The 23,677-nt window shown below is 51.6% G+C and carries 19 protein-coding genes; 7 read left to right on the top strand and 12 right to left on the bottom strand.

Annotated features, from left to right (window positions below):
- Positions 1-791: 791 nt before the first annotated feature.
- Both IB226_RS10720 and IB226_RS10715 read left to right on the top strand, forming a co-directional pair.
- On the top strand, positions 792-1,076 hold the full coding sequence (locus IB226_RS10720; RefSeq protein WP_192235276.1) for a hypothetical protein: 285 nt from the start codon (positions 792-794) through the stop codon (positions 1,074-1,076).
- A gap of 64 nt (positions 1,077-1,140) precedes the next feature.
- On the top strand, positions 1,141-1,392 hold the full coding sequence (locus tag IB226_RS10715; protein WP_192235274.1) for a biofilm development regulator YmgB/AriR family protein: 252 nt from the start codon (positions 1,141-1,143) through the stop codon (positions 1,390-1,392).
- Positions 1,393-1,506: 114 nt separating this feature from the next.
- Here IB226_RS10715 and IB226_RS10710 read toward each other — a convergent pair whose 3' ends face one another.
- The 5 genes from IB226_RS10710 to IB226_RS10690 form a co-directional block, all read right to left on the bottom strand.
- Positions 1,507-1,791: a biofilm development regulator YmgB/AriR family protein gene (locus IB226_RS10710; RefSeq protein WP_101761240.1), complete on the bottom strand. Its 285-nt coding sequence runs from the start codon at positions 1,789-1,791 to the stop codon at positions 1,507-1,509.
- A 249-nt stretch (positions 1,792-2,040) separates the two neighbouring features.
- The gene (gene ycgZ, locus IB226_RS10705) at positions 2,041-2,283 is read right to left on the bottom strand and encodes a regulatory protein YcgZ (RefSeq protein WP_101761241.1); all 243 of its coding nucleotides are present in this window, start codon (positions 2,281-2,283) and stop codon (positions 2,041-2,043) included.
- A gap of 340 nt (positions 2,284-2,623) precedes the next feature.
- Positions 2,624-2,893 carry a hypothetical protein gene (locus IB226_RS10700; RefSeq protein ID WP_101761242.1) on the bottom strand — a complete coding sequence of 90 codons (270 nt, stop codon included), beginning with the start codon at positions 2,891-2,893 and terminating at the stop codon, positions 2,624-2,626.
- A 426-nt stretch (positions 2,894-3,319) separates the two neighbouring features.
- Positions 3,320-3,580, bottom strand: coding sequence for a hypothetical protein (locus IB226_RS10695; RefSeq protein ID WP_192235272.1), 261 nt, complete (start codon positions 3,578-3,580; stop codon positions 3,320-3,322).
- Positions 3,581-4,216: 636 nt separating this feature from the next.
- The gene (locus IB226_RS10690; RefSeq protein ID WP_192235270.1) at positions 4,217-4,834 is read right to left on the bottom strand and encodes a dTMP kinase; all 618 of its coding nucleotides are present in this window, start codon (positions 4,832-4,834) and stop codon (positions 4,217-4,219) included.
- A gap of 537 nt (positions 4,835-5,371) precedes the next feature.
- On the opposite strand from IB226_RS10690, the gene IB226_RS10685 reads away from it, so the two are divergent.
- The gene (locus IB226_RS10685; RefSeq protein WP_192235268.1) at positions 5,372-5,878 is read left to right on the top strand and encodes an ATP-binding protein; all 507 of its coding nucleotides are present in this window, start codon (positions 5,372-5,374) and stop codon (positions 5,876-5,878) included.
- Positions 5,879-6,154: 276 nt separating this feature from the next.
- Here the strand turns inward: IB226_RS10685 and IB226_RS10680 are convergent, their stop codons facing one another.
- The gene (locus tag IB226_RS10680; RefSeq protein ID WP_370579522.1) at positions 6,155-6,457 is read right to left on the bottom strand and encodes an NIPSNAP family protein; all 303 of its coding nucleotides are present in this window, start codon (positions 6,455-6,457) and stop codon (positions 6,155-6,157) included.
- A gap of 516 nt (positions 6,458-6,973) precedes the next feature.
- Positions 6,974-7,186 (bottom strand): RNA chaperone/antiterminator CspA, encoded by a 213-nt coding sequence (gene cspA, locus IB226_RS10675; RefSeq protein ID WP_007885867.1) that lies wholly within the window; start codon positions 7,184-7,186, stop codon positions 6,974-6,976.
- A 450-nt stretch (positions 7,187-7,636) separates the two neighbouring features.
- On the opposite strand from cspA, the gene pagP reads away from it, so the two are divergent.
- Together pagP and IB226_RS10665 are read left to right on the top strand one after the other, a co-directional pair.
- Positions 7,637-8,194: a lipid IV(A) palmitoyltransferase PagP gene (gene pagP / locus IB226_RS10670; protein WP_370579606.1), complete on the top strand. Its 558-nt coding sequence runs from the start codon at positions 7,637-7,639 to the stop codon at positions 8,192-8,194.
- Positions 8,184-9,701: a carboxylesterase gene (locus tag IB226_RS10665; protein WP_192235264.1), complete on the top strand. Its 1,518-nt coding sequence runs from the start codon at positions 8,184-8,186 to the stop codon at positions 9,699-9,701. The genes pagP and IB226_RS10665 overlap by 11 nt, the downstream gene beginning before the upstream one ends.
- Here IB226_RS10665 and IB226_RS10660 read toward each other — a convergent pair.
- Genes IB226_RS10660 through IB226_RS10650 form a run of 3 tightly spaced genes read right to left on the bottom strand, consistent with a single transcriptional unit; the run spans position 9,688 to position 14,797 of the window.
- A complete protein-coding gene (locus IB226_RS10660) occupies positions 9,688-10,653 on the bottom strand; it encodes an acyltransferase (protein WP_192235262.1) in 966 nt (321 codons plus the stop codon). The two genes, IB226_RS10665 and IB226_RS10660, sit on opposite strands and share 14 nt — an antisense overlap.
- Positions 10,650-13,712, bottom strand: coding sequence for an efflux RND transporter permease subunit (locus IB226_RS10655; RefSeq protein ID WP_192235260.1), 3,063 nt, complete (start codon positions 13,710-13,712; stop codon positions 10,650-10,652). The genes IB226_RS10660 and IB226_RS10655 overlap by 4 nt, the downstream gene beginning before the upstream one ends.
- On the bottom strand, positions 13,712-14,797 hold the full coding sequence (locus IB226_RS10650) for an efflux RND transporter periplasmic adaptor subunit (RefSeq protein WP_192235259.1): 1,086 nt from the start codon (positions 14,795-14,797) through the stop codon (positions 13,712-13,714). Before IB226_RS10650 ends, IB226_RS10655 begins: the two co-directional genes overlap by 1 nt.
- A gap of 761 nt (positions 14,798-15,558) precedes the next feature.
- Between IB226_RS10650 and IB226_RS10645 the strand changes: the two genes are divergently transcribed.
- The gene (locus tag IB226_RS10645) at positions 15,559-18,246 is read left to right on the top strand and encodes a cation-transporting P-type ATPase (protein ID WP_110867122.1); all 2,688 of its coding nucleotides are present in this window, start codon (positions 15,559-15,561) and stop codon (positions 18,244-18,246) included.
- 125 nt (positions 18,247-18,371) lie between these two features.
- Complete coding sequence (locus IB226_RS10640) at positions 18,372-19,394, top strand: AI-2E family transporter (RefSeq protein WP_192235257.1); 1,023 nt, start codon at positions 18,372-18,374, stop codon at positions 19,392-19,394.
- A 95-nt stretch (positions 19,395-19,489) separates the two neighbouring features.
- Here the strand turns inward: IB226_RS10640 and IB226_RS10635 are convergent, their stop codons facing one another.
- Entirely contained in the window at positions 19,490-22,534 is a 3,045-nt protein-coding gene (locus IB226_RS10635; RefSeq protein WP_192235255.1) for an efflux RND transporter permease subunit, read from the bottom strand.
- Complete coding sequence (locus IB226_RS10630) at positions 22,534-23,622, bottom strand: efflux RND transporter periplasmic adaptor subunit (protein ID WP_192235253.1); 1,089 nt, start codon at positions 23,620-23,622, stop codon at positions 22,534-22,536. Before IB226_RS10630 ends, IB226_RS10635 begins: the two co-directional genes overlap by 1 nt.
- Positions 23,623-23,677: the final 55 nt, after the last annotated feature.

The raw sequence follows: 23,677 nt of genomic DNA, 5'->3' as shown, positions 1-23,677 counted from the left end.
TATGAACAATATGCAAAGACTCTCGCACGCTGTGCGTGCTGTGTGTAACCTTCGTACCAAGTATGAAGCGATAAAAGAGTAGTAGCAGTATTTAACGCCTGCAACTCAGGTCCACAAATAAAAATGAAAAGGCTCGGGCACGAGGCCTTTATCACTTCAATCATCACAGCAATGGTCTGGTAGACAGTCCTGAAATCACTGCCTGGCTTCGTTTATCCTCGTCAGTAAAACCCGAGCGTTACTTATCAACGTGCTCTTTCAAAAATGAGAAATCGATTAATAAGTGGCATTTATTTGGAATGGCCAAATAAAAATTATCAATATTCTTGATGATTGATTTCATAAATAACCGAAGCGGTTTCATTTTGATAAAGATGCAATTTAAATGACTGTAATAGGAGCTAAAATAAAAAAATATAACCCGTGCATTTTTTTTAATCTCCTATAAATTGACCCAGCGGTACTCTCCGCACGTAACGAATGATGCTTTGCATCGCCTCTGAAAGCGTTAGAGATTTCCACTTTCAGAGGTCATTTTTTCCTGCCATAAAAGTCCAATCCTGTTTTACTTGCCCTATCTCATATTAAATATTCATCAATTCACGCCAATAAAGCTGTACAACATTGCGATCATTGTATAAGTTTACTGCATGACGATCTGATTAAATTATGAACACGTGAGGTTTCCTTGCAACAGAACCTGGGAAAATGCCATTCAGTAAATGATATTGCAGCGTTTTTCAGCCGCATCTCTCTCTCTTCTCAACACTAAATGTTGAACAGAGAGTGATATGAAAAATCACCATGAACAAAAGTTGAGTGACCTTCTCATCGGCGAGGCGGTAATAGCATTGCTGCGCGAAAAAGCCGGCATCTCGCGACGTGCGCTCCTCTCGAAGCTTGAATGCATGCTGAAGGCTGAAAAGGATGAAGAACGTGCGCGCGTAATACTTCTCGCTACGCAGGATGTTAAGAAAGAAATTGCCGAGAGTGAATCCCCTAAAGTTGGAGACCGGGAGCACATGGCAAATTTTGATATAGACAAATTCGGTAATGACGACTCAACCCGACATTAACGCCGGCTAAGGGCTTAAGTGCGTGGAAGAGAGACAAAAATGCGCAACTCAGTAAGGATATTTTATGCAGCAGAATACTATCGAGTCAGACCTGCAGAGTTATTTACACAGCACCGGTGACCAGTATGCAGAGGAAAAAGAAGTCATTGGTATCATCGTAAAGTCATTGATCGCAGAGAGAGGAAGAGTGACGAACAAGGCCATCATTATGAGTCTGATAGCGGAGCTGGAGAGTGCGACAGATATTGAGCAACTCGATGTGCTGCGCAACTGCCTTGAAATCGTTGTAGGCCGTACGCCTAATGATGATGATTAATAAAACCAATCTATTCTATTTGCCTATCAGCGGGGAGAGTTGTGTCAATTCCCCGCTTTTCTGACCGCTACATCCATATTAAAAATACTGATCCTCATTTCCCTGAGACTTTACTCACCAGTAAAAAAATGCCCAACGTTCTTCTTCACCCGGAGTAAAGCCCACCACCATTTTCAACGCGTTGAGTAACGCGTCAAGTTGCAACGGGTCCGTGGTATTTTCAATTTCCGAGATGAAGTACAAAATAATGGCGCTATTGGAGACACTCTTACCCTGACTCTCAAGCGTCTGGATGGCGGAGTCAATCAGTGTCTTCTCCGCAGAAAGGTTGTCACCTGCGTTTTGGAGATAGTCAGTAATGTCTATTTCGCGGGACGTTTGCTGTGCGCTTTGTTGCATTTTCTCTCCTTGTGATCAGATATTTCTGCGGCAACGTTTGAAAGATGTTTACGCTATTGCGTTGGGTGTTGGCTAAACAAACCCTTGCTTTCAGGGCTATTTACCCAGTTAAAAGTCATTCAAAACTAAATTTAGCGCATATTTCTGTTATGGCACGCCTTTCATGGATAAAAATCCATTAATGAGCGGTTTAAAGCCTGAATCCCTTCGACGGGATCGTGACTGGCTTATCTCGCCAACAGATAAAACTTAGCGATCAAAGAGCATGCCGATTAGTGTCTGATAGTGGCGTTCTTCTTCTTGAGTGGCTGCGACTTCGAGACGTCTTAACAGTTTAGTGCAGATAGCCTTACGATTAAGGTTCTTGCCTGCCCGAAGGATTTCGACAACAATTTGACCTAGCGTTTCTTGCTGAGTTGGCGCGCTTGCTTTGCTAAAATAATGTGCAATATCGCTGGCTGTATCGGGAAATTTAGAAACACTCTGACGCATGCGAACCTCGTAAAAGTTGGGATAGTCGATTCTGTCTGAACATAAAGTTAGACAATCTTTTAAAACTTGTACAGGATTAATTTATCTGTACAGATTTTCTTTTCAAGCAAAAGATGCTTATCCTTTTTATTCAGGTAGTTATGTTTGGTTGTGAGATCGGCTGTCGGGTTCTGGTTGTTGAAGATAAGGGTAAATTTGTACAAAGAGAGAGGAGGCGATTAACTGGAGGAGGGGGTATTGAAAGGTTCAGGGAATGAAGTCTGTTTAACTCACTTACTTATCGACATAATGCGGAGCGCCCTGAGGCGCATCCTTAACCTGAATCAACGTTAGTCACCCATTAACGATCATTGTTGATAGCGCGTAAATGTCTGGATGCTGAAAGCCAACGTAGCTCTTCGCGGTTTCGTGGGGAGGTTTCGACAAAGGCTTTTAGCCAGCGTCTGGCGTCGGCTATCTGAGCAAGTCTATTGTCGCTGGCATCGCCTTCGGCCATGGTGCCCAACTCAATGATGAGGGAGTGAATGTTGATTTCCTTCTGACTCACAGCAAGATTAATCACTGCCTCGCCAATAATGATATGGCCTTGTTCTTCGTCATGAAATAACACTGCGTTTCCTCCAATATTTTCGATTACCGTAGGAATAGTGTAGTAACAAACTTCCTTAAGGTCTTTAAGATTGTTTAGAGATTACGGTTTATCAAATTTTGCATGTTAACGTTGCTGCTCAACTTGCTGATAATTATCTTAAATTATGCCAGATGTAAACGCATTGCTTGATGATAAAGAAAAGTCTCAAATTTCGAGGGAAAATAATGAAATCGTTTTCAAGACAAAACTTGCCTCAATTAATGAAGATTTTGATACGTAATTTGGGAATGGGAAATGAATATTGCCAAATGACAGGTGGGGATTAATTAAGGAAGGGGAGAGTGTCGTCCCTGACATTTTCTCCAGCCGGTACACGTTAAACGCGACCGTTGAGGTCATCTTCGTCGTCGTCTTCCGGCCAGAGCCGGACTACGTCCTTAGGCGTCAGTTCGTTTCGTCGTTCAAGCCTGCAAGCGTTTGCAGGTATGGCACGTTATGGACAGCGCGATCGGGCTCTTCGAAACTCTTCAGCCATTTTGTGGCTTCAGAAATATCAGACAACCTTGCCTTGCTGCCGCCTGCATTTGCCATATGTTCCAGTTCGTCAATCAGCGATTGTACGCTGACAACTCTCTGTCCCAAGGCAATACTCAGTGCCGCTTCGCCAATAATGACGTAGCCTTTCCCGTCGTGTTGAAAAGACATTAACCATCCTCCATTTTCACGTTTATGACAACCTCGACTTAAACTGTAGGCGCTATGACGGATTTAGCTAAAGGTTAATTCCTAAAAGTCATGAAATCTTAGATTTATATATTTTCTGAGTGACTATTCACTGCCGTTATTAGGTGCTAATGCAGGGTGATATTATGTACAATTTTGCATGAAAGAGGTTTAATGTTAAAGGTGTTAAGCGCTTCTCAATGATGGATATTAACTCGGTGAAATAATGGGAAGGCACTACAAAAAGGGCTGATATATTTAATTCTAAAGTAATCCATGAACAGCTGTATAAATATGAAAGCGCAAGGATGCAATAAAACCCTTTGCAGGTAACGATATTGGTTTCGTTACATTTACGGAAAGCCAGCTTATTACGCGGAAGTTGGCGGACACCAGCTGCATATTATGCACCGCGCTGTTATATCTGGAGCCCCACCCAGCCATAGCGTATCCACAAGACGTGCGTCTGTAGAACTTTCAGGGACTGCCCCGATGTATAGGTTGCCCGAGTAGCAACTGATAACCATAGACGGATGTGTTCAGTGTGCAGTCAGAGTGATGTGTTTCCACTAATAGGTTTAACCGAATGCGGCAGAAAAAGGGTCTCAGAACTGATGCCTAAAGGGCATTCAGCAGTTTGTAGATCTCATTGACAACCTGCATGGCTGCGTGTTCGATCATCCCTTCATTACGACATAAAACCCAGCCGTGTTCTGCAACGGCTCGCCTGAACGACTGAGTACAAGCTACATGATCTTCCAGTTTATGCATCACCGTACTACTTAACCCGCGCGTTCTGGCTGCAGCCCTTGCCCATGAAATTTCAGGCGCAGTAACAACCCCGACATGCAGGTCCGGCGCTTGCACATTTCGATCAATGTTTAGCTGTAAAATCTCTGCAAATGGAACCATCCTGCGAAACGCGGCATCGGACGGGTACCAGCGATCCATCAAAATGATGCTGTCCGGTGGCTGTTTAGTCAGCACATGTTGGGAAATCCATGCACGGCTATCAGCAAAGCGCGCACAAACTTCCCACTCTAAATCCATGGAGGGATTTCTGGCCAGCCTGTTCACCAGAGCCATTGTTTCTCTCCTGAAGGGATCGCTTTTTTTCTCGCAAAGCCGGATTACCTTAATGTTATCTGACCGAAGTAGTTTCGTGATGGCTTCCAACAGCGTGGTTTTACCAACGCCTTTGGGTCCATCCAGAGAAACAAATAGCGGACGGCTCATAGTCGAAATGACGGGTGATGTAGCGTTTGTGTGAAATTCAAACCGGGCAAAAGCATCCTATTTCCTTCTTATTAACCGGTGTCCACTTTCTACGTCCGGTGAAGCTGTCTGGCGCGTCAGCGTGAACTAAATGAAAGGCTCTCATAACAGACACTGATGGAGATTGTGGCAATGGCTTTAAGTTACGAGTCTAATTTTCTGATGGTAAATTCATTTAAGGTCAATGCCCATATGTTGCGATCTACACGATGGAGTTTAGGGGATCCGATTAGCAAAAGGAAAACTTCTCTCTGTACGCTTGTTATTTAAGCAGAGAGGCGTTAATGGGCAGCTTTGAGCGAGCAGCGGACGTTTAAAAGTAAAAATTTAAAAAAAAGCTGATTTTTATGTTGTCGCCTGTTAGCCTGGAAAAATGCAGCAACCGGCTCAGTACAATCTCACCCACTCATTATCATCACTTCCAATTTTTAGGTGGGATTACGTTCGCCATTTCCCGCCAGTAAAATGGGCCTTAACGAACAAACCATTGAGGTAAATATGGACTTCGACACAGTGGCAACTTCAGCAAAACCAACCCTGCATCTTTTATGCGGAAAAATTGCATCAGGCAAATCCACATTATCTGCAAAATTAGGTACTTTACCTGGCTCCGTAATTGTTAGTGAGGACAACTGGCTGGCTGCGATCTATGAAAATGAAATGCAATCATTGGCGGATTATATTCATTGTTCTTCAAAGCTCAGAAGGGCTATGAAGCCCCACCTGGTGGCACTACTTAAAGCGGGTTTATCCGTTGTTCTGGACTTTCCGGCAAACACACGGACACAGCGTGAATGGATGATGAGTATTATTAAGGAGTCAGGTGCTGATAATCGTCTGCATTATTTGAACGTATCTGATGAAGTCTGCAGAGCCCGGTTACACGCCCGTAACGCAGAAGGTACGCACGACTTTGCAGCTACAGATCAACAGTTCAATACCATTACGAGTTATTTCTCAGAACCTACAGTTGACGAAGGATTTGAAATTATCGAATACCTCTAAATGCGTCATCCGCACTTAAGCCACCATTGAGTAGTTTTATTGTTTTCCGAAAAGTGATGGCACTGATGATGCCTTAATACAGACAGCCTCGGCTTCTGGCCAAAGTGGACAGCGTTTAACGCTGTCCGGCATGAGTGATGCGAGGTATCTCATAACTAATATCTGGTGACATCTTATAGTTTTCACGCTTCATCATCCAAAGCGATAAGGTAATTTATATCAACAATGCATGTAATGTCCCTTTTATCACCTTGTTTTTAATTACTTCTAAGCGCCTCAATTGCCATAGTCGGTAGCATCAATACCGATTTTACGCTGGTTTGAATTCGTTCGATGATTGCTTCTCGAGGGCCATTTATCACTCATATAAAATTTTTCCTGAGACGCTTTCATATGTTCAATATCATCAAATGCCCGAATCAGAAAGTAAAAATCCTCATCATGAATCGAGTTGCCAAATGCAATGATGTCGATATCCGCTCCACGATGGAGAGGAGCACTTATTTCAACCATGATTGTATGGAATTCTCGTCCAGTGCCTGGCTTCAGAATGTACTGCAATAACTCGACTGCTCTCATTAATTTCATTCCCTTGGTTTACGTTAGATACCTGGATTAGCGGTAACTTCCTGGCTACGCACATAATCAAATCGTAGTAAATATAACCATCAAAGCTACGCTTAAAAAGATTTTTATAAACAAGCAATTCTAACATCGTTGTTTTTACAGCTCTTCGCTTGTGGATAAGGCAAAAAAAAACCTACCTCATTTTTTCTTAGATTCAAAACCGTAATCTTCTATGCAGAGTTGGGCTTGAGCTGTGCGCAAGATACTGGCTAATGCCACATTCGATCCGAGTAAAGTCGCACAACCACAGACGTACATTACCTGCATTGCAGCTTTAACGACTGGAAGGCGCTGCTACTACGTAAATTCCGCTGGCGAGCAGTTTATTCACTACGCAAACCTTAGTCACACCAAATTTCAGGCAATAAAAAACCCGCACGAGGCGGGTTTTTTTATTATCAGCGGTTCTTATCTGCTCAGACTATTGTCTTCATCGCTATTGTAAGCGCTGCTGATAATGAGCGCGGCTTACAGCGGAGTAACGTTGCCCGCTGCTGGGCCTTTGGCGCCATTTTCAATGGTGAAGGAAACTTGCTGACCTTCATCAAGAGTTTTGTAGTTGTCGCTCTGGATTGCAGAGAAATGGACGAAAACATCCTTGCTGCCATCGTTAGGAGTGATAAAGCCAAAACCTTTATCAGAGTTAAACCATTTTACTAAACCAGTCATTTTGTTAGACATAGATAATTCCTTAATTGATGAGCCACTTGTAGCGGCGAAAATTGGCCTGAAGTGAAAGATTTACTTATTGGGCACTTAGGAGGAGGCTCTCGAAGAAGGATATCTAGGGATAACACTTGAACTGAGGACTGCTTTACTAAAACTGCTTTCATAAGGTCTGTGTTCCAAACCGATGACGCATTAAGACATAGCGATAATAATTTAGCAACGAATATGTTTATTTATTTTAACCATTTAAAGACCTGGATGGCTGAACGGCCGGTCACGCTTCATCTTTGGCTGCGCTTTGCCGCGCCGATTATCACAAGGTGGTTTGTTATCTGCGTGGTGATGCTACTTATAGCAATAACAAGCAACTATAATCTCACCGGTTAAGTGGCTTGATCTGCTTTGTGAGCACATCAGCTTTTCCACTCCTTTTCGCGGCGGTGAATTTCAGAGGCATACATGATGCGTACTCTTCAGGCGGCCTGGTTGCTTACTCTGTCCCTGTTTGTCTGTCCCGCCTCGGCGGCCAACACGATCAGCGATGGCTGGGAATGGCTCAAGCAGGACGTTTCACAAACCTGGCAGGAACCGCAGTATTACGATCTCTATCTGCCTTTCATCAGCTGGCATGCTCGTTTTGCATACGATAAAGATAAAACCGATAACTACAATGAAACGCCGTGGGGCGGCGGGTTGGGCGTCTCGCGCATCAATGAAGACGGTAACTGGAGCGCGCTCTACGCGATGGCGTTTAAAGATTCCCATAACGAATGGCAGCCGATCATTGGTTATGGCTGGGAGAAAGGCTGGTATCTGGATCAATCGCGCGATTTTCGTCTCGGACTTGGGCTAACCGCCGGTATCACCGCGCGCGATGACTTCGCCAATTACGTGCCGCTGCCTATCGTGCTGCCGCTGTTCTCCGCTGGTTATAAACGTTTCAACGTGCAGTTCACCTATATTCCCGGCACTTACAATAACGGTAACGTGCTGTTTGCCTGGGTTCGCTATGCCTTCTGATTCCGTCAACGCGTTGCATAAAGATCGCATCAGCAAAGTGCTCAAGCGCGTAGCGTTAGGCTTGCTGGCTTTGCTGGTGATGTTCCTGGTGATCCGTGGTTATCAATCCGAACAGGGACCGCCGCTGCATCGCTGGCATACGTGGTCGGCGGATGAAATGTCGGTGGATGAGATCGATCGCGCCAGCTTCGCGGATTATCTGACGCGTGAAGCAGCGATTTTCCACGACATGAAGCTCAACGTGACCGACCAGCTTAGTGGCGATGAGAAAACGGCGCTCAACCGCTTTAACGCGCAAAGCCCGGTTTATCCGGCGCGATTCGACACCGACTGGAATCGCTCATATATCCTTGAGCCAGAAGGAAAAGCGAAAGGTGCGGTGGTGCTGCTGCATGGATTAACCGATTCGCCGTACAGCATGCGCTATCTGGCGCAGGCGTATCAGCAGAAGGGTTTTGTGGCGGTAGTGCCGCGACTGCCGGGACACGGCACGGCGCCCGGTTCGCTCACCAAAGTTGACTGGCAAATGTGGATGGCGGCAACCCGCTTAGCGGTGCGCGAAGCGACACGCCTGGCGGGCAGCAACGTACCTTTGCATCTGGTTGGATACTCGAACGGCGGCGCGCTGGCGGTGAAATACAGCCTCGATACATTGCAAAATAACGCGCTGCGCAAGCCGCAACAGCTGGTATTGCTGTCACCGATGATTGGCGTCACCGCCTATGCGCGATTTGCCGGCTTAGCCGGCTGGCCCGCTATCATTCCCGGCTTCGCCAAAGCGGCGTGGCTGAGCATCATTCCGGAATACAATCCCTTCAAGTACAACTCGTTCCCGGTGCGCGCGGCGCGGCAATCGTGGTTGCTGACGCTGGCGATGCAGGATCAGCTGCTGCATGTGATTCGCGGCGGCAGCATGCCGGCGTTTCCTCCGGTGCTGACCTTCCAGTCAGTGCTGGATTCCACCGTCAGCACCCGCGCGGTGGTCAATGCGTTCTATCGCTATCTGCCGGATAACGGCAGTGAACTGGTGATGTTCGACGTCAACCAGGCGGCGAACTTGCGCGCGCTGTTCAGGCCCGCGCTCTACTCAGCGGTCAATAATTTGTTGCCGCCTGCGCCGCGCCGCTATGCCTCAACGGTCATCACCAACGCGTCACCGACCACCTATCAAACCGTGGCGCGCATTACAGCGGCAGATCAAACGCAAGAGATCGTGCGTTCGATGCATGAAGCCTGGCCGCAGGATACCTATTCGTTGTCGCACATTGCCGTGCCGTTCCCACTCAGCGACTCGCTGTATGGCCGCGAGCCAACGGAAAAGAATCGTTATGGCATTAGCTTTGGCACCATCTCGCTGCGCGGTGAAACCGCCAGCCTGATCGTTGGGCTGGATACGCTGATGCGCAACACCTCCAATCCGTTTTTCGATTACATGATGTTGCAAATCAAGGGGCGCATTGACTGCAGCAGTCAGAGCAATCTGCCGGCCTGCATCAAAGGGTTATGACTTTTTTCAGCCAGCCGCTGGCGAGGATCACTCTGGAGAGCAGCACCGAAGCGGCAAAGGTCACGGCAATCAGCGTCAGCTTAGTCGCCAGCGAGGTGATGGGAATCAGCGCGGTGAGCAGATGGAAAACCGAGTAGTGAAGAATATAGACGCCGGTCATAGTTTTGCTGATGGTCGCCAGAATGGTCTCTTTAACCGCCACATTGCGGCGAAAGCGCACCTGACTGGCGGCAATCACCAGCACCACCACCAGCAGATAAATCTGCGAGCCGGTGAGAATAAAGGCGTTGCGATCGGCTTTGAATAGCGCGAAGAAGAAGTGCTGCTCATAAAACCAGGTAAACAGATAGATAAAGGGCAGGGCGATCACCGCACCGCGCGCCACTTTTTTGCGCTCCATCCAGTCATTAATTAGCGGATCGCACAACAGCTGGCCGGTTAAGTAAAACAGCAGCCAGGTCCAGAGCCGATACTGCGGTTCAAGCCGGAACAGCGGGTCGTCCGGATGCAGCACCGCCAGCAAATCGTAGCCATATGAGAACGCCAGCAGCGCAAACACCAGCGCAATGAACGCGCGTCGATGCAGGCTAAGCCAGATCATCAGCGGGTGAAAGCTGTAGATGATAATGAACGAGAAGATGAACCACGGCTGGATCAGGTAGCCGCGCTGATAGGGTTCCCACAGGTAATAGACCGTCATCCAGAACAGAAACACGATCACCAAATTGCGAATCTTGCCTATCTGCCAGTTAACATCCTGCTCGGAACGGGCATCCATTATCCCGGCGACGACAAAAAACAGCGGCGTCGCGATGGTGGAGATAAAGGTCAGAAACGCCAGAATCCAGTGATAATCGTAATCGTAGCGATCCCAGGTGTTGTACACGGTGAAAAATGTCACCGCCGTCATACATCCCAGCGTTTTAATCACGTTGAGGCCGGTCACATTCATGATGCGCTAGCCACCGTTTGGCGATGGAAACAGGCGTAAATCACCGGCAGCACCAGCAGCGTTAGCACCGTGGCAAAACCCAGACCAAACATAATCACCACCGCCATGCTCTGGAAGAACACATCGCGCAATAGCGGCGCCAGCCCGAGCACGGTGGTGAAGGCGGTCAGCAGAATAGGGCGCAGACGCGAGGTGGCGGCGTAGATGATCGCGTCAGCCTGCGGCTTTACAAGTTTCTGCTGTTCAATCTCTTCGACCAGCACGATGCCATTGCGAATCAACATACCGCTAAGACTCAGCAGGCCGATTAACGCCATGAAGCCAAACGGAATTCCGGTGATCAAAAAGCCCGGCGTCACGCCAATCAGCGCCAGTGGCACCGTCAGCCAGATAGCGACGGCGTTTTTCAGCGAGCTAAACATCAGCACGGTGATCACGAACATCACCAGATAACCCAGCGGCAGCGAGGTAAACACGCCTTGCTGCGCTTCACTGGAACTCTCCGCATCGCCACCCCACTCAATGCTGTAGCCGTGCGGCAGCGAGATTTGCTCAATCTGCGGCTTCACGCGCGCCACAATATCGCCGGAGGTATCATTGCTGAGCGGATTCGGGTCGGTCTGCACGGTGAGTACGCGGCTGCGATCGCGGCGCAGAATCAGCGGATCTTCCCATTGCAGCGTAAAACCGCTCACCACATTGCTGAGCGGGATGTACTGCTGCTGGCTTTGGCTCCACACCAGCACGTTATTGAGATGATTGGCGTCCTGCCGCTCGCTGGCCGGTGGCCGCACGATAACTGGCAGCAGGTCAGCGCCTTCACGATACAGCCCAACGCGGCTGCCGGTGAAATTCATCTCCAGCGCGTTATCCACCTCCTGCTTATCGACGCCAAGCTCGCGACCCAGCGCCAGGTTAAACTGCGGGCGAATTACTTTGCTGCGGTTTTGCCAGTCGTTGCGCACGCTGTCGGTGGCGGGATCGGCGGTCAGGATGTCGCCGACCTGGCTGGCGATCAGGCGCATTCTGTCGGGATCGGGACCTTTGATACGCACCTCAATTGCGCTACCGCCCGAAGGACCAAACATCACCCGTTTGGTGCTGGCATTGACCTGCGGATACTGGCGAGCGATGTAGGCATCAATACGGTGTGACAGCGCGCCGATATTACGCTGATCGTCCATGCGCACCATGATTTGCGCATAGTTGCTGTACTGACGCTGCCCGTTGTAAGTGAGGATAAAGCGCATGCTGCCCTGGCCAATGGTGGTGACGGTAGACACCACGCCTTGCTGCCCGGTAATCGATTTTTCAATGTCGCTGGCCATCTGCTCGGTGGCGTTGATATCGGTGCCGTACGGCAGCCAGAGATCGACGAAGAAGATCGGCGTATTGGCTGAAGGGAAGAAGTTTTGTCGCACCGATCCAAAGCCCCAAATCGCCAGCGCCAGCAGCACCGCCATCAGCGAAAGCGTGAGGGTTTTTTGCCTGAGCAACACCTGCAACATGCGCTGATAAAGGCGATAAAAACCGCCGTCATAAGGTGAAACTTCAGCCGCAGCTTTAGTAGGTTCCTGTGTTTTAAACAGCCACCATTTGATCAGCACCGGCGTGATGGTGAGCGCCGAGAACCAGCTCAGCAGCAGGGAAATCAGCAATACCTGGAACAGCGATTTGCAGTACTCGCCGGTGGAATCCTGCGAAAGACCAATCGGCGCAAACGCCAGAATGGCGATAATCGTCGCGCCCAGCAGCGGGAAGGCGGTGCGGCGAATCACAAAGTTGATGGTGGTCATCAGCGGCGAGTTTTGCTGACGCGCGATCAGCACGCCTTCGACAATCACAATCGCATTATCCACCAGCATGCTCAGCGCGATAATCAGTGCGCCCAGCGAAATGCGCTGCAACTCAATGCCGCACAGATACATGATCAGCAGCGTGCCCAGCACATTGAGCGCCAGCGACAACGCGATGATAATGCCGCTGCGCACCCCCATAAAGATCAGCAGCACGCCGACGACAATCGCCAGCGCCATCAGGAAGTTGGTAATAAAGCCATTCACCGAGTGCGCCACTTCGGCGGCCTGATCGTAAAACACATTGATCTGAATGCCCGCCGGTTTTTCTGCCGACATCTGCTGCAGTTTGGCCTCCAGCGCGCGCCCGACATCAATCACATTCACACCGGGAATAAACGAAATTCCCATGGTGACCGCCGGACGTCCGCTGGCGTGGTAAATGCTGGAGGGCGATTCACTCAGCCCACGCGACAGCGAGGCGATATCGCGCAATCGGGTGGTGGCGTGATCGCCCGGCGGGCTGACCAGCAAGTCGCCCAACTCTTCGATGTTCTGAAACTCGCCGGTTGGATGCAGACGGATCGATTCCGTGCCGGCTTTGATGTCGCCCGCATTGGAGACCACGTTGAGTCGACTTAGCACGCTGGCGAGCTGCGGCAGCGTAATGCCGCGCGCGGCCATCATCGTTAAGGAGACATCGATATTAATTTGCTGTGGGATCACGCCGCCCAGCGCCACCTTGCCCACGCCCGGCACCAGCACCAGTTCACGCCGTAGCTGCTCCGCGTATTGCACCAGTTCCGGGTTGCTGAAGTTGTCGCCAGAAATAGCGAAGAAGAAACCAAACACATCGCCAAAATCATCGTTAACGAACGGCGCGGCCACGCCAGGAGGAAAGAAACGCGCCGCGTCGCCGACTCTGCGCCGCAGTTCATCCCAGATTTGCGGCAACGCGTTGGAGTGGTAACGCGAGTCAATGTTGACGGTAATCTGCGACAGGCCGTTGGAAGAGATGGAGCTGACATTGTCCAGATAGGGCAACTGCTGCAGCGCATTTTCCAGTGGCAAGGTGACTTCCTCTTCCACCTGCTGCGCGGACGCGCCGGGATAGTGGGTGACAACCACCGCGGTCTTAATGGTAAAGGCTGGATCCTCAAGACGGCCAATATTGAGCAGAGCAAAAATGCCGCCGACGCCCAGTAACAGAATCGCCAGCCAGACGCGGACCGGATTATCGATAAACTGCCGGGAGATATCCATTACAGCCCCCGCTCACGCGTCCAGATGCGTACCGGTTGCTGAGCATGCAGCTCGTTGACGCCAGCAGCGACCACGCGTTCACCGGCGTGCAGCCCGGCGGAAATCACCACGCCGCGATCGGTCACTTCGCCCACGCTGACTTTGCGATCCTCTAACGTCAACTGATCGCCGCTGCCTTGCACCACCCAAACATGCGGTTCATTGCGCTGGCTGTTATCGGGATTGAACACCGCTTCCACCGGCACCACCAACGATTCACGGTTCACGTTGGCGGGCAGATTGGCGAGGTTAATGGTTACCGTGCCACTGACGCCGCCCACCGCCGGGAAATCGGCCGGGCGCGGCATGGTTAAAATGATCTGCCACGTCAGCGAGTTGCTGTTACTGCTGCCGGTGTGCTCTTTGTACTCGGCCTGGAATTCGCGATCCGGCAGCGAGTTGATGCGCACCACCGGGCGATAGGTCAGGTTGCGCATATCCAGCGCGGTAAACAGGTTTTCCGGTACGCTGAACACCACGTCGAGCAGATCGTTGCGAGTCAAGGTGGCAATGGTTTGTCCGGCGGCAACTACCTGATGATTGCGCACGTTAACCACGGCGGCCACGCCGCTGAACGGCGCGGTTAGCGTCATCTGGCTTAACTCTTCACGGGCAATTTGTAGCGCGGCATTGGCCGCATCGCGGTTGGCGCGCTGCACGTCCATGTCTGCCTGCGAAATCGCCTGGCGGCCGGAGAGCGTCTGGAAGCGGGCAAATTGCCGCTGGGCGAGGGTGGCGGCGGTCTGGCGCTCATTAACGCGCTGCTGTGCTTCCCGCGCCGTAAGCCTGGCGATGAGCTGGCCCTGCTCGATGCGGTTGCCCTGGCGAATATCCAGCGATTCAATCTGTCCTGCACGTTTGAACGACAAATCGGTGGAGTCGCCGGATTCAATGCGCGCCGGGAAGATACGTTGTTGAGATTCGCCGGACGCCACAACTTCAACGACTTTCACCATGCGTGGCGGTGGCGTAACTTCTTGTGTTTTTTGATCGCAACCCGTTGTTAAAAATATAACAATGGCAGTCAGCGTAATATAACGAGTCACTGTTTTATCCTCAGCAACAACGAATCCATTGTTGGCAATAATGTGAGTGGATAATTTAATTACCAAGCATAGAGACAACCGCGTAGGTGAATAGTCCTACGGCGGAGCAGGTAACGATCGCAATGACAACATAAAGACTCAGACGGAGCAGGCTATAACCATACATCGTTGCCTCCATTAACCATGACCACAGAAAAACTGCGCCATCGTCTTGAAAGGTGAGAAGTATTAACATGATGTTTTTGTTATCGATGAGCATAGACGCAGATGTCAAAAAAAGTAAAGCCTGATAGCTTGTAATATTTTTGATGAAATTAACCAGATTTAAATCTAATAAAACTGATTTTCATGGATATTTAATCCGCAATATCGATATAAAATATCAGATTAAAGTAACCTGAATATTGGCTTTGAATTACCCAGCCTTATGAATTATCACACTATATTTTTATTATTATCCGCGATCGGATAAGTCTGGTGAGATAAATGGTTTCCGCCTCGCGACTTTTATTGAGAAATGAATGCGTTGAATATCCCTGTGCTACGTTTATAGCGTTCATTTTACAAAAAACTTTCAATTTCGTATAGAAAATAGGGCTGCTACATTGCCGCTGAGCAGCCATTAACGACATATTTTTCAATCTGAAACGGACCGCTTCTTCCACCGGATAAGTCAGGTCTGATCTTTTCGTTCAATGGCGACTTGTTAAATACGGGATATCACCGCCTTGATTTCCGAAACAGGATTTGAGGAGAAAGCGATGAATACTGCTAAACCGGAAAGTACCTATTATCAACTTTCTGTCGATGAAACGCTGGCCAGTACGCAAAGTTCCACCGAGGGAATCAGTAGTGCTGAAGCGGCGGCGCGCCTAACACAGTACGGGGAAAATGCCCTGCCACAGAAACCCGGCAAGCCGGTTTGGCTGCGTTTTCTCGCTCACTTCAACGATGTGCTGATCTACGTTTTGCTTGCCGCTGCGCTGCTAACTGCCGTCATGGGACACTGGGTTGATACGCTGGTGATTCTCGGCGTGGCGGTGGTGAATGCCCTGATTGGCCACATTCAGGAGAGCAATGCGGAAAAATCCCTGCAAAGTATCCGCAATATGCTCTCCAGCGAAACGGTGGTGATCCGTGCGGGTAATCACGAGACGCTGCCCACCACCGCGTTGGTGCCAGGTGATGTGGTGGTGATCCGCGCCGGCGACCGCATCCCGGCGGATCTGCGCGTCATTGAGGCGCATAACCTGCGTGTCGAAGAAGCGATTCTGACGGGCGAATCCACCGTGGTTGAGAAGGGCACGGACGCGCTCATCGGCGAGTTGCCGCTGGGCGATCGTACCAATCTGCTGTTCTCCGGCACCACCGTCAGTTCGGGCGGCGGCAAAGGGCTGGTGGTCGCTACCGGTGGCGCCACGGAACTTGGGCACATCAACCAGATGATGTCCGATATCGAAAAGCACCGCACGCCGCTGCTGGTGCAGATGGATAAACTCGGTAAAGCCATTTTCCTGATCATCCTGGCGATGATGGCCGCGCTGTTTGTCTTTAGTTTGCTGTTCCGCGATATGCCGGTTTCAGAGCTGATGTTGTCTCTGATTAGCCTTGCGGTGGCATCGGTTCCCGAAGGATTACCGGCGATTATCTCGATCATTCTGTCGCTTGGCGTACAAACCATGGCGAAGCAGCAGGCGATCATCCGCAAGCTGCCTACCGTGGAAACGCTGGGCGCGATGACAGTGATCTGCTCAGATAAAACCGGCACGCTGACCATGAATGAAATGACGGTGAAAGCGATTATCACCGCCGATCAGATTTACCGCGTTGATGGCGTGAGCTATGAACCGGTGGGCGCCATCCATAAAGCCGATGACGCTGTGCCGGTGAAAGTGGCGCAAGGCTCGATCCTCGAGCGCTATCTGCGCACCATCGATCTGTGTAACGACAGCCAGCTGATTAAAGACGAAAACGGGTTGTGGAAAATCACCGGTGGCCCAACGGAAGGCGCACTTAAAGTGCTGGCCGCCAAAGGACATCTGCCTTCAGTCACCACCGAACTGCGCAATAAAATCCCCTTTGATTCGCAATACAAATACATGTCGACGCACTATCTGATTGGCGATGAAGAGTGCGTGCTGCTGACCGGCGCGCCGGACGTACTGTTCAGACATTGTCAGCAGCAGCAAACAGAAGCCGGATTGCAGCCGATCGATCTGCCGTGGTGGGAAGCCAAAATTGAGGAGTATGCGCGCGAAGGATTACGCATGGTGGCGGCGGCCTGGAAACCGGCCACGCCAGGACAAACTGAGCTGACGCATCAGGATTTGCATCAGGGCATGATTTTGCTCGGCATCGCCGGGATGATGGATCCACCGCGACCGGAAGCCATAACCGCGATTGGCGACTGCCTGCAAGCTGGCATTCGCGTGAAAATGATCACCGGCGACCATCCGCAAACTGCGATGAGTATTGGACAGATGTTGGGAATCGGTAACGCCAGCACCGCCATCACCGGTCGCGAGCTGGAAGTGATGGATGACCAGCAATTGAGTGAGGCGGCGCAGGCGTACGACATCTTTGCCCGTACCAGCCCGGAAGATAAATTCCGTCTGGTGCAGGCGCTGCAAAGCAAAAAAGAGGTGGTCGGGATGACCGGCGATGGCGTTAACGATGCGCCCGCGCTGAAGCAGGCGGATGTCGGTATCGCCATGGGGATTAAAGGCACCGAAGTAACTAAAGAAGCCGCCGATATGGTACTGACGGACGATAACTTCGCCACCATCGCCAGCGCGGTGCGGGAAGGGCGCCGTGTCTATGACAACCTGAAAAAGACCATTTTGTTCATCATGCCGACCAACCTCGCGCAGGGCTTACTGATCATCATTGCCCTGCTGGCCGGTAATCTCATTCCGCTGACCCCGGTGCTGATTCTGTGGATGAACATGGCGACTTCCGCCACGCTCTCCTTCGGCCTGGCGTTTGAAGCGGGTGAGCAAAATATCATGCGTCGTCCGCCGCGCGATCCCAAACTGCATGTGATGGATGGTTTCGCCATCTGGCGCGTGATTTTTGTCGGTTCGATGATCGCCATCAGCGCTTTTGTACTGGAAGCCTGGCTGCAACCGCGCGGCTATTCACCGGAATTTATTCGTACCGTTTTATTACAAACACTGGTAACGGCGCAGTGGTTTTATATGCTGAACTGTCGTGTTTCCGACGGCTTCTCATTGAGCAAAGGTTTGCTGATGAATAAAGGCATCTGGATCGTCAGCGGCGTGCTGTTAGTTCTGCAATTGCTGATTATCTACGCGCCCTTTATGCAGCTGCTGTTTGGTACCACCGCGCTACCGTTACGTTACTGGATTATTACCTTGATCATTGGCTTCGTGATGTTTTTAATTGTCGAAATCGAAAAGCCATTAACGCGGAGATTCAGAATCAATTAATAGCGCGTGACATTCAGGCCGTTTCTCTTACGGCCTGAATGTTTTTCGTCACTTGACCTCAAACAAGGCCCAGCGCACAGGTTTTTCTCTATAATACATTTTGTATAGGATGAAGGATCTTAATAATGGGACTGAACGAGTTTCCTTTATGGTCAAGGCTTTTGCGCGTACTGATAATTCTCGCCACGTTGACCATAATTCTTACCGGTATCTATCTGGCATCGGCATTAATTAATCAGGTAATGCTGTCACTGTTTCTGGCGATTATGCTCGATCCGTTAATCAGTCGGCTCGAAAGAAAACGCGTGCCGCGTCTGCTGTCATCGCTGCTGGTGATTGTGCTGCTGTTACTGGTGATTGTGTTCACCATCATCAAACTCACCGTATTAACCCCCGATTTAATCCAGCTCAGCCGTCAGGCACCGCAGCTACTGGCCGAACGCTTCGAGCCGGTGACGCAGACGTTTAGTCATTTGGGCCTGGTTTTAACGCCTAACGACATGCTGGCGTTTATTGATGCGGGTGCGGTGGTGCGTTTTGTCACGGGTTTTCTCACGCAAATACCCAGCATTCTTTCCTGGTGGCTGATGGTATTTCTGATGCTGTTTTTCATGCTGTATGAAATGAGAAATTTAAAAATCTTGCTACGTAAACAGGCCGAAGGGAAATATCAGCGCTATTACGTGGCGCTTGAAGAGGGCGTGCAAAGCGTTATCGTTTATGCTCAGGTTAAAACCCTGACCAGTATTGTCGGCGGCATTATTGTCTGGGCGGGTGCTCATCTTCTTGGCCTGAAGTTCGCCTTTTTCTGGGGTGTGTTGATGTTTGTCTTCAACTATATTCCGGTGCTGGGTTCATTTATGGCGGCCATTCCGCCAGTGCTGCAAAGTTATATGCTGTACGATATTCAAACTGCATTGGTGGTCGCACTGTTCTTCGTGGCGTTGAATTTAATTCTGAGTTCAGTCATTGAGCCGTTGTTATTGGGCAAACGATTGAATATGGCACTTACGACACAGCTGCTGGCGTTTCTTATCTGGCAATCCTTGTTGGGTATCATCGGCGCAATTCTTGCGATTCCACTGACGTTTATGTTGAAAAAAATATTATTAGCGAGCGCGGGGCAACGTGTTGATGATATCTCGTAGCGGCGCAATTTATTGCGCATTATCTGGATGGGCAGGGTGCCGCCAATGATAAGCGCGATAAATCGCGCCGCTACGGAGTGTGCGGTGTTAAACGCTTAATCCTTTTTATAGAGATAAAAACTCCGATACAGCACCGGCAACACCAGCAGCGTTAGCACCGTGGCGAATCCCAAACCGAAAATGATCACCACCGCCATGCTCTGGAAAAACACATCGCGCAGCAGCGGTAGCAGGCCGAGCACGGTGGTGAAGGCGGTGAGCAGAATCGGGCGCAGACGCGACGTTGCGGCATCGAGAATGGCTTGCTGTAACGGCTGATGCCGCGCCAGCTGGTGCGTTTCCTCAACCAACACAATTCCGTTACGAATCAACATGCCCGACAAACTCAGCAAACCAATCAACGCCATAAAGCCAAATGGAATGCCGGTGAGCAGGAAGCCGCAGGTGACGCCAATCAGCGCCAGCGGCACGGTAATCCAGATCGCCAGCGCATCGCGCAGCGAGTTAAACATCAGCACGGTAATCACAAACATCGCGAGGAAACCTAACGGCAGCGAGCCAAGCAGGCCGCTTTGGGCATCGCGTGAACTCTCCAACTCACCGCCCCATTCCAGATGATAGCCGGCGGGCAACTTCAGCTGATCGATGGCTGGCTGCACGCGCGCCACAATCTCTGCGGCGGTGCGGCCGCTGGCGGGATCGGGATCGGTCTGCACCGTCAAGACGCGCATGCGGTCACGACGCATAATCAGCGGATCTTCCCATTCCAGCTGGAAATCGTTCACCAGATTGGCCAGCGGCACATAGCGCTGCTGCGTCTGACTCCACACCTGAATATTGCCAAGATGGTCGATATTCTGCCGCTCCAGCTCGGAAGTCTGCAGCATGATCGGCATCAGCCGCGAGCCTTCGCGCAGCAAGCCGACGCTATCACCGCTGAAGTTGATACGCAGCGCGCGGTCGATATCGCGCTTGTCCACGCCCAGCTCCTGACCGCGCAGCGGCGAATACTGCGGACGAATCACTTTACTGCGCGCCTGCCAGTCATGACGCGGCGGAAACGCGCTGCCCTCGGCGAGGAAAATGTCGTCAATCTGGCTGGCAATCTGCCGTAGCGTAATGGGATCGGGGCCGGTAATCCGCAGCGCAATGGCACTGTCGCTGGCACTGCCGAAATTGATGCGTTTGATGCGCTCCGTCACCTGTGGGAAGTGCTCGCCGATGTGCTGCTCGGTGTGCTGCGCCAGCATTTCCAGCTGCCTGGCGTCCTGCACGCGCACCATAATCTGCGCGTAATTACTGTACTGACGCGTTGCATCGTAGGTCAGCGTAAAGCGCATCGCGCCCTGACCAATGGTGGTCACGGTACTGCTGACGCCCGGCTGCTGGTTAATCCAGCCTTCAACCTCGCGCGCGGTTTGTGCGGTGTAATGGATGTCGGTGCCATACGGCAGCCACAGATCGGTGAAGAAAATCGGCGTATTGGAGGCGGGGAAGAAGTTCTGCTTCACGTAGCCGAAGCCATAGACCGAGGCGGCCAGGCACGCGGCCATCAGCACTAAAGTAGTGATGCGGAAGCGCAGCAGCGTGGTGAGTACGCGGCGATACAGGCGAAACACCACGCCTTGATACGGCTGCGTGGTCTCTTTGCTGATCGCCTGGCGACCATCCATCCACTGCACGAACACCGGCGTCAGCGTCAGCGCGGTAATCCAGCTGAGCAGCAGAGAAATCAGCAGCACCTGGAACAGCGATTTACAGTATTCGCCGGTGGAATCCTGCGATAAACCAATTGGCGCGAAGGCGATGATGGCGATCACCGTGGCGCCGAGCAGCGGCAGCGCGCTGCGTTTCACCATCTGCATCATCGCCTGTTGCAACGGCTTGCCACGCTGGCGATCAACCTTGATGCCTTCCACCACCACGATGGCGTTATCCACCAGCATGCTGAGAGAGATAATCAGCGCACCCAGCGACACGCGCTGTAGCTCAAGCTTAAACAGATACATGATCAGCAGCGTACCCAGCACATTAAGCGCCAGCGAGGCGGCGATCACCATACCGCTGCGGACGCCCATAAACAGCAGCAGCGTGCCCACCACAATCGCCAGCGCCATCAGAAAGTTATTGATGAAACCATCCACCGACTGCTTCACTTCCTGCGCCTGGTTATAAAACACGTTCAGATCGATGCCGAGCGGTTTGGCCTGCTGATGCTGCTGAATTTTGGCGCTTAACGCATCGCCGACATCAATCACGTTGACGCCAGGCGCAAAGGAGACGCCCATCGCCAGCGCGGCGTTGCCGTTAGCGTGATAGAGATTGCCCGGCCGATCGGTAACGCCATAGCTGAGCGAGGCGATATCGCGCAGCAACACTTGCTGGCTGCTGCCGGGCGCAGAGATTGGCAGCGCACCGATCTCATCCAGTGAGTGAAACTCGCCGGTCGGATGGAAACGAATCGCTTCATTGCCGAGGCGAATCTGGCCCGCATCGGAGACGGCATTGACGCTGTTGAGCAAAGCGGCCACGCGCTGTGGCGTCACGCCCAGCACCGCCATCTTCTGGCTGGAGAGCGTGATATTCACCTGCTCCTGCTCAATACCGGCAATCGCCACTTTCGCCACGCCGGGCACCAGATTCAGCTCACGCCGCAATTGATCGGCGTAGGTGCGCAGCTCGCTGTTGGTGAAGTTCTCGCCGGAAAGGGTAAAGAAGTAGCCGTAGACATCACCAAAGTCGTCATTCACCAGCGGCGCGCTGACGCCGGGTGGAAACTGGCGCGTGGCATCGTCAACGCGGCGACGCAATTCATCCCACACCTGTGGCAAGTCGTCGGCGCGATAGTGGCTATGAATCGTAACGGTGATCTGCGACAAACCGTTGCTGGAGATCGAACTGACGTTGTCGAGCGACGGCAAGCGCTGCAAGGCGTTCTCCAGCGGCAGCGTGACTTCCTCTTCCACCTGCTGGGCCGACGCGCCGGGATAGTGCGTCACAATCACCGCCGATTTAATGGTGAAAAGCGGATCTTCCAGACGGCCAATGTTGAGCAGCGCAAAAATGCCGCCCACGCCCAGCAGCAGGATCACCAGCCAACTGCGAATCGGGTATTTGAGAAACGGTTCCAGCAGGCGCATCACAGACCTCGCTCGCGTGCCCACAGGCGCACCGCCTGACCATCACGCAGATCGCTGACGCCCGCGACCACAATGCGATCGCCCACTCGCAGGCCGGAGAGAATTTCGATGCCCTGCGCATTGAGTTTTCCCACCACCACCGGCTGCTGCTGAACGTTAACCACATCACCGTCACCGCTGATCAGCCACACGTAAGGCTGATTCGGCAGGCTGTGATCCGGGTTAAATACCGCATTGGCCGGCACGCGCAGCAGCGGCGTGCCGTCGGAAGTGGGCAGGTTATGCATCTGCACTTTCACCGTGCCGCTCAGTCCGCTGACCTGCGGTAAATCCGTCGGACGCGGCATCGTCAGCACCACTTGCCAGGTTAGCGTGGCGGCATCAGCTGCTGCGCGATGCTCTTTATATGCCGCGCGAAACGTGCGGCCCGGCAGCGCATTCAGGCTGATCTCTGGCTGATAACTCACGTTTTGCACGTCAAGGCTGGTGAACAGGTTTTCCGGCACGCTAAAAATCACATCCAGCACATCATTGCGGCTGATCACCGCCACCGTTTGTCCGGCGGTGACCACCTGATGATTTTGTGAGGCCACGCTGGTGACGATGCCGTCAAACGGTGCGCGCAAGGTGTGATAATCCAGCTCCTGTTTGGCGATGTTGAGCGCCACGGCGGCGGAGTCGCGGTTCGCCTTTTGCACATCCATATCTGCCTGCGAAACCGCACTGCGCGTGGCCAGCGCACTGAAGCGCTGATACTGACGATCCGCCAGCTGGAATCTGTTCTGCTGATCGTTGACGCGCAGCTGCGCATCGGTATCGATCAGTCGGCCAATCACCTCGCCAGCCTTCACATGGCTGCCTTCACGCACCTGCAACTGCGCCAGCCGCCCGGTACGCTTAAGCGCCAGTTCGGTGTAATCGCCCGCCGAAATACGCGCTGGAAATACCCTGACTTTCTCTGTGGTATTTTCCGTCAGTGTTAGCGCTTTAATTACGCGCGGTGCGCTGAGTTCATCACCGCTTTTATTGTCACAACCGATCAAAACCAAACAAATTACAAGTGCGCCCAGCACTGGCCAATTATTCATGCCCCTGCCTCAATAAGAAAGAAAGGGCGAAAATATGCCATTGCCTGAAAGAGGG

Origin of the sequence: Pantoea sp. PNT03, from assembly GCF_014852515.1 — a bacterium.
GTDB classification, from domain to species: domain Bacteria; phylum Pseudomonadota; class Gammaproteobacteria; order Enterobacterales; family Enterobacteriaceae; genus Pantoea; species Pantoea leporis.
Note: the sequence above shows the minus strand (reverse complement) of the source record. Positions and strands in the feature narration are given on the sequence as shown.

Bases quoted from the DNA above. Each gene is read 5' to 3' on its own strand.
- IB226_RS10665 (WP_192235264.1), top strand. From the start codon at position 8,184: ATGCCTTCTGATTCCGTCAACGCGTTGCATAAAGATCGCATCAGCAAA.
- cspA (WP_007885867.1), bottom strand. From the start codon at position 7,186: ATGTCTAACAAAATGACTGGTTTAGTAAAATGGTTTAACTCTGATAAA.
- IB226_RS10685 (WP_192235268.1), top strand. From the start codon at position 5,372: ATGGACTTCGACACAGTGGCAACTTCAGCAAAACCAACCCTGCATCTT.
- IB226_RS10710 (WP_101761240.1), bottom strand. From the start codon at position 1,791: ATGCAACAAAGCGCACAGCAAACGTCCCGCGAAATAGACATTACTGAC.
- ycgZ (WP_101761241.1), bottom strand. From the start codon at position 2,283: ATGCGTCAGAGTGTTTCTAAATTTCCCGATACAGCCAGCGATATTGCA.
- IB226_RS10720 (WP_192235276.1), top strand. From the start codon at position 792: ATGAAAAATCACCATGAACAAAAGTTGAGTGACCTTCTCATCGGCGAG.
- IB226_RS10655 (WP_192235260.1), bottom strand. From the start codon at position 13,712: ATGGATATCTCCCGGCAGTTTATCGATAATCCGGTCCGCGTCTGGCTG.
- IB226_RS10715 (WP_192235274.1), top strand. From the start codon at position 1,141: ATGCAGCAGAATACTATCGAGTCAGACCTGCAGAGTTATTTACACAGC.
- IB226_RS10645 (WP_110867122.1), top strand. From the start codon at position 15,559: ATGAATACTGCTAAACCGGAAAGTACCTATTATCAACTTTCTGTCGAT.
- IB226_RS10660 (WP_192235262.1), bottom strand. From the start codon at position 10,653: ATGAATGTGACCGGCCTCAACGTGATTAAAACGCTGGGATGTATGACG.
- pagP (WP_370579606.1), top strand. From the start codon at position 7,637: ATGCGTACTCTTCAGGCGGCCTGGTTGCTTACTCTGTCCCTGTTTGTC.
- IB226_RS10680 (WP_370579522.1), bottom strand. From the start codon at position 6,457: ATGAGAGCAGTCGAGTTATTGCAGTACATTCTGAAGCCAGGCACTGGA.
- IB226_RS10695 (WP_192235272.1), bottom strand. From the start codon at position 3,580: ATGTCTTTTCAACACGACGGGAAAGGCTACGTCATTATTGGCGAAGCG.
- IB226_RS10640 (WP_192235257.1), top strand. From the start codon at position 18,372: ATGGGACTGAACGAGTTTCCTTTATGGTCAAGGCTTTTGCGCGTACTG.
- IB226_RS10690 (WP_192235270.1), bottom strand. From the start codon at position 4,834: ATGAGCCGTCCGCTATTTGTTTCTCTGGATGGACCCAAAGGCGTTGGT.
- IB226_RS10635 (WP_192235255.1), bottom strand. From the start codon at position 22,534: ATGCGCCTGCTGGAACCGTTTCTCAAATACCCGATTCGCAGTTGGCTG.
- IB226_RS10630 (WP_192235253.1), bottom strand. From the start codon at position 23,622: ATGAATAATTGGCCAGTGCTGGGCGCACTTGTAATTTGTTTGGTTTTG.